This is a genomic window from Acidocella sp. KAb 2-4, from assembly GCF_020567705.1.
Lineage (GTDB): Bacteria > Pseudomonadota > Alphaproteobacteria > Acetobacterales > Acetobacteraceae > Acidocella.
Genome location: NZ_JAJDJU010000052.1, coordinates 1 through 4,940, shown reverse-complemented (window position 1 = coordinate 4,940; position 4,940 = coordinate 1). Strand labels below are relative to the sequence as shown.

9 protein-coding genes are annotated in these 4,940 nt (G+C 61.6%); 6 read left to right on the top strand and 3 right to left on the bottom strand.

Features of this window, described 5'->3' with window-relative positions; all coding sequences use genetic code 11:
* Positions 1–196, bottom strand: a 196-nt coding sequence (locus tag LI953_RS15115; RefSeq protein WP_227076920.1) for a MobA/MobL family protein, incomplete at its 3' end; no start/stop codon positions are given.
* A gap of 143 nt (positions 197–339) precedes the next feature.
* Here LI953_RS15115 and LI953_RS15110 point away from each other — a divergent pair.
* Both LI953_RS15110 and LI953_RS15105 read left to right on the top strand, forming a co-directional pair.
* Positions 340–642 carry a mobilization protein gene (locus LI953_RS15110; RefSeq protein WP_227076919.1) on the top strand — a complete coding sequence of 101 codons (303 nt, stop codon included), beginning with the start codon at positions 340–342 and terminating at the stop codon, positions 640–642.
* On the top strand, positions 635–1,339 hold the full coding sequence (locus tag LI953_RS15105; RefSeq protein WP_227076918.1) for a hypothetical protein: 705 nt from the start codon (positions 635–637) through the stop codon (positions 1,337–1,339). The genes LI953_RS15110 and LI953_RS15105 overlap by 8 nt, the downstream gene beginning before the upstream one ends.
* On the opposite strand, the gene LI953_RS15100 is transcribed toward LI953_RS15105, so the two are convergent.
* Entirely contained in the window at positions 1,340–1,561 is a 222-nt protein-coding gene (locus tag LI953_RS15100; RefSeq protein WP_227076917.1) for a hypothetical protein, read from the bottom strand.
* A gap of 849 nt (positions 1,562–2,410) precedes the next feature.
* Here LI953_RS15100 and LI953_RS15095 point away from each other — a divergent pair.
* From LI953_RS15095 to LI953_RS15080, 4 genes are all read left to right on the top strand, one after another.
* Positions 2,411–2,905, top strand: a complete 495-nt coding sequence (locus LI953_RS15095; protein WP_227076916.1) for a helix-turn-helix domain-containing protein — start codon at positions 2,411–2,413, stop codon at positions 2,903–2,905.
* 8 nt (positions 2,906–2,913) lie between these two features.
* The gene (locus LI953_RS15090) at positions 2,914–3,312 is read left to right on the top strand and encodes a hypothetical protein (RefSeq protein WP_227076915.1); all 399 of its coding nucleotides are present in this window, start codon (positions 2,914–2,916) and stop codon (positions 3,310–3,312) included.
* Positions 3,313–3,377: 65 nt separating this feature from the next.
* Positions 3,378–3,596, top strand: a complete 219-nt coding sequence (locus tag LI953_RS15085) for an antitoxin MazE family protein (protein ID WP_227076914.1) — start codon at positions 3,378–3,380, stop codon at positions 3,594–3,596.
* A complete protein-coding gene (locus LI953_RS15080; RefSeq protein WP_227076913.1) occupies positions 3,593–3,916 on the top strand; it encodes a type II toxin-antitoxin system PemK/MazF family toxin in 324 nt (107 codons plus the stop codon). The genes LI953_RS15085 and LI953_RS15080 overlap by 4 nt, the downstream gene beginning before the upstream one ends.
* Here the strand turns inward: LI953_RS15080 and LI953_RS15075 are convergent.
* Positions 3,913–4,940, bottom strand: a 1,028-nt coding sequence (locus LI953_RS15075) for a MobA/MobL family protein (RefSeq protein ID WP_227076912.1), incomplete at its 5' end; no start/stop codon positions are given. The two genes, LI953_RS15080 and LI953_RS15075, sit on opposite strands and share 4 nt — an antisense overlap.

Sequence of the window (4,940 nt, the reverse complement as noted above, 5' to 3'; positions counted from 1 at the left end):
AACGGTCATGTGCCCATTCAGCACCGGGCGGCGCGACAATGAACGACTGCTCGACGCCGGTGCGGCGGCTGTAGTCGTGCGTCACGCCATCGCGCTCGTTCACGATCCGCTCGGCCGTCCGGTACGCCGCCGCCGCTGGCGCGCTTCGGCCAGTGGATCGGCTCACGGCCTTAACAGATAGATGATAGATCGCCATGGAACCTCTTTCTTGCCCGAAGGGCCGCACGCATTGGTACAATGCTAAAGTGCGCCCTTATCTCATACTTCGATAGGGCTTTACTGTCTACCATCTAGCTGCGAATTGCTCTATCGTCACAAGTACATCAGCAGGTGAGGGCCATGGATTACGCCAAAAAAAGAGAAGAGGCATTGAAACAGGTCGAGCAAGCAAAAGCTCGGCTCGCCGCTCTCGATGCGCGGGCCAATCAAGCCGAACGGAAAGCCGACACAAAACGAAAGATCGTCCTCGGCGGACTACTCCTTGACGCCGCCGCAAAAGATGAAAAATTCGCCCGCGTAGTCTCTGCTCTCATGGGACGGATAACCCGCGAACAGGATCGCAAAGCATTCTCTGGGTGGGCTGCCCCTGTACCCCCGGAACAACCCCAGCCGAGAGCGCCGGAAACCGCGGCCCATGAGTGAGAGCACCGATCCCGTCACCGAACTGGTGCAGAACATCACGGCTCTACGGCAGGACAGCGCCCAGGTGGTCAAGCTAATCACGGCCACCGCCAAACTGATCGACGCCAAGGCCGCCACCCCGGCCCACCTCGCCGAACTAGCCAAGGCCATCAAGGCGGCGGACCCCGCCGCCTTGGCCACCAGCATCGAGGCAGCGGGCGAACGGGCCAGCCAAAGCATTGAACGGAAACTTGAGCGCCGGATTAACGATGCCGCCAACGATCTCCGCACCACAGCGGCCCACCTGCCAGCCCTCGAAGACACCCTGACCAAAACCAGCGACGCCCTGGCCGCCGCCATCGCAGAAGCCAAAAGCGCGGGCCAGTGGCTCAATGTCCGGGCGGCCCTGGTGTTGGTCCTCGCTGTGGCGCTGGTGGCTGGAGGCTCCTACGCTTCGCTCTGGTGGCAGCAGAGGCAGGCTGACGGCCTCAAGGCCCAGGAAGCCGCCCTGACGGCTCAGATAGCCCAGGAAAGGGCTACAGTAGCCTCCCTGGACGCCAAGGGCGGCCGGATGAAGCTAGCCGACTGTGGCGGTCGTCTGTGCGTCCAGGCAGCTCAGGATCAAAGCTCCAGCAACGGCACCAACCCCTTCGCCAACTGGTCAGGCTGGTCAGTGACCGCCACCAACGCCCCCTTGGTCATTCCAGAGGGGTACTAGCTACCCCGCGTCCTCGATGGCCTCAAAAGCCATTCTGGCTTGATGCAGGGGCACTTTGGCCACCCAAAACCAATCCCCGTGGGGACCGGCCTGAAATACGATCAGGGCATCGTCTGGGGCAGCAAGATCAGCCATCGCCAATGCCTCTGCTGCGTTCCGGCCATGGCCCAGCATTTCCCCGGTATCCTGGCTAAAGGCGATGAACGCGAAGGGAGATTTCACCATAGCGGGTGTCTACAGCCTTGCCGGGGACAAACAAGCCGCCTCCTTTCCGAAACGATTGCCCCTTGTTCGACCCTGCCCGGAGGGCGAGGGGCGAAAGCGGAGCGTGACGCCCCTCGTCCCGACACCTTCAGGACGGCACGGTGCTCACTCCAGGCAAGGGGTGGGTGCTCGCCATCCTCGCCATGCTCGCCCTACGGGCTGCGCGTGGCTCCGGGTGGCTCCGCTCCCGGCCCTACGGGCCGCCCTTGCCTGGAGTGAGCACCGTGGCACTTGGTTTCCCCCGAACCCCCTTCCTTGATTTCGGCGCTTCGCGCGGCCCGTGGATATGTGGACGATGCGCTACGCGCACCGGGCGGCTCGCTTCGCTCGGGGGTGGATAAGCCTGCCGGGCGGCGTTGCCGCCCTTGGACGGCCCTTCCGGTCGCTCCGCTCCCTACCGGGGCCGCCCACAGGCTTACCCACCCCTTCCCGCCCTTCGACCACATACCCACCGGCCCAACATCAAGCAGGTGATTTCATCACAGGGAAGGTCGCTCTCGGGGGCTTCGCCCCCTGCCGCTGGGCACCCCTAAGATCATAGATAGAAAAAAATAAAAAATCATTACAATACAACGTGTTATTTGGGGGGGTGGGGAAGTAGCTGATTTCCCCACCCTGGGAAGTAGCTGATTTCCCCACCCCCCCCCAATTCTTGGAAAACAGCTTCTTGTTTATGGCGTCTGAGCGCCATAATATGTTTCCAAATATTGGAAAATTGACGCCATGAAACAGAAACCAGCTTCCCCGGGTGGGGAAATCGGACGACCGGCTAAAACCAACCGAGATTCCTTCGTGCAAGTGCCCCGAATGGCTATCGAAGCCATCGGCGGCCTTATGTCGCGCAAACCCACCGCCGCCCGCGTTTTGTTCAAGCTCATTGAGTATATGGGGGACCGAAACGCCGTTGTTGTCAGCCAGAAGGCCCTGGCAAAAATGCTGGAAATTTCTGATAGAACCGTAAAGACTGCGATTGCCGATTTAACGGCTGAACGATGGATTCAGTCAGTCAAGCTTGGGCCTGGCACGGTCAACGCCTACGTCATCAACTCTAGGGTGGCTTGGGCACAAAAGCGTGATGAGCTAAGGCTGAGCCTTTTCCACGCTACTGTTGTGGCGGATCACGCTGATCAAGACCTTATCACCATGGACGATGCGCCGCTTCGTACTGTTCCCGTGCTTTATCCTGGAGAGCGCCAGCTACCCACCGGCCTCGGCGAAGACCCTCCTTCTCAGCCCTTCATTGACGGCCTTGAACCGGACCTCCCCGCCCGGCAAATGCCCGAACACCAAAGTGAACGGTAAGGTGTTCGATGGTGTACACCCTTGGACAGGCGGCGAACGCCACCGGTAAGAGCAAATCAACCATCCTAAAGGCCATTAAAAATGGGCGGATTTCAGCCAAAAAAGATGATCTAGGGAACTGGTCTATCGACCCGGCTGAACTTAGCAGGGTGTTCGAGGTAACCGTTCTATCGAACACCAAATCGAACGAGAGCGAACACCCCTCGAACACCTCTCGAACACCCTCAGAAGCCATCGAAATAGCCCATCTGAAAGCCCTGCTTGAGGCTCAGAGGGCTTTGCTGGCAGAGAAGGACGCCAGAATAGCTGACCTACGCCAAGCCATGACACTTCTCGCCGCACCAAAGGACAAAGCCCCGGAACCACCCCGCAGCCGGTCACTATGGGCCAAATTGACGGGAGGCTGAGGGGTAACAATTTTTATGGATTAAGCTCTCTCACTCTGTTACATGTAACAGAAAGGAGATAGACCATGACCCCAACCTCTGTCCGTGTGCAAAAGCGCCGTGACGCGCTCCGCAAGGCGGGCTTGCGGCCCGTTCAAATTTGGGTGCCAGACACTCGCCGCCCAGGCTTTGCCGAAGAGTGCCGCCGCCAGTCCTTGGCTGTCGCTGCGGCGGATGCCTCAGACCATGAACTGGCTGCATTCCTTGATTCCGCCCTGAATGATCTCGGCGACTTTGACGCATGAGGCGCGGCGAGCTTGTGACCGTCGCCATGCCCGGCGACTTTGGAAAGCCACGCCCGGCCCTCGTGGTCCAGGCCGATCAATTCGAGCATACCGGCACGGTGACTGTGCTGCTCGTATCCGGCACGCTCGTTGACGCCCCCCTCATCCGGTTGACCGTCCAACCAACACCGACGAACGGCCTGCACAAGCCGTCTCAAGTCATGGTGGACAAGGCAATGTCGGTCAAAAGAGACCGGCTAGGGCCAGCCTTTGGCCGCCTCGATGACGAAACCATGCTGTCTGTGACGCGCACTTTGGCGGTGTTTCTAGGCATCGCCTAACGCTCCCAGCCAAAATCCCTGCTCTTTGCCGGCGAGCTGCGGTGCTGTTGGCTTCGCTCCTCGCTCCGGCTTCGCTCCTGGCCGTCATCCCGTGAGATTTTAGGCCCTGGCGCAGCTTGGCCCTGCTGTTTTTCCTGGCCCTTGGTGAGAGCCTTGAGGGGATTAAGCACCTTGCCCGGCAAATCCAGCCCCGGCTTGATCTGTTTGGGCGCCCGCGCCGCCTCAAGAGTTTTGTTCACCTCCCGAAGCCCAGACACGTCAGCACGCGCCAGAGAAGCCCTCAAATTGGCGTTCCTCAACAGCGTGAGGTCAGCCCCAGACAGGCGCTCCCGAAGCTGAGTTCCTAAATCGCGGGCCTTATCGAGCGCCTGCCCGCCCCACTCGCGCACTTGCTGCCACAGCCCCCGCCGTTCCTCGTTCCGGCCCTGCACGGCTCGCATTTGGTCGCCGCGCTCGCTGCCCTCTCCCCGGCGCTCAATCGCTGCCGCTGCCGGGCCGAGGTGAACCGTGGGTTCGCGGTCGAGGTCCTGCGCCTGGCGCTCGGCGGCCTGGCGCTCGGCGGCCTGGCGCTCCGGTTCAGGCTGCGCCTGGTCTTGGGACCGCTCCATCGCAGCCTCGCGCTGTGCTGCGAGGCTGCGATGGTCAACGCGCTCCCCCACGCCTTCGCGCTCCAACGCCCGATTGGTCAGCCCGCCCCACACATCCCGAAGCTGCTCAACCTCGATCGAGGCGGTGGTAGATTGGTCAAGCTGGCGGGTCTTCACCCCTAGCCCATCCGCTCCCACCGTCCGGGTGGTGGTCAGGATGTGCGCGTGGTGGTTCCGGCTGTCGCCATCCTTGCCAGGGGCATGGATGGCAACATCCGCCGCCACCCCGTACCGCTCAACGATCTCTGACGCGAAGGCGCGGGCGAGGTCGGCGCGACCCTTGGCGGAGAGTTCCGCCGGTAGCGCCACCTCGTACTCCCGCGCCACCTTCGCGTCTTTCCGCTTCTCCGCCGCTTCCGCCGCGTTCCACAACGCCG

What these genes read in the sequence shown, in the direction of transcription:
- LI953_RS15110 (WP_227076919.1), top strand. Translation starts at nt 340, where the DNA reads ATGGATTACGCCAAAAAAAGAGAAGAGGCATTGAAACAGGTCGAGCAA.
- LI953_RS15105 (WP_227076918.1), top strand. Translation starts at nt 635, where the DNA reads ATGAGTGAGAGCACCGATCCCGTCACCGAACTGGTGCAGAACATCACG.
- LI953_RS15095 (WP_227076916.1), top strand. Translation starts at nt 2,411, where the DNA reads ATGGCTATCGAAGCCATCGGCGGCCTTATGTCGCGCAAACCCACCGCC.
- LI953_RS15090 (WP_227076915.1), top strand. Translation starts at nt 2,914, where the DNA reads ATGGTGTACACCCTTGGACAGGCGGCGAACGCCACCGGTAAGAGCAAA.
- LI953_RS15085 (WP_227076914.1), top strand. Translation starts at nt 3,378, where the DNA reads ATGACCCCAACCTCTGTCCGTGTGCAAAAGCGCCGTGACGCGCTCCGC.
- LI953_RS15080 (WP_227076913.1), top strand. Translation starts at nt 3,593, where the DNA reads ATGAGGCGCGGCGAGCTTGTGACCGTCGCCATGCCCGGCGACTTTGGA.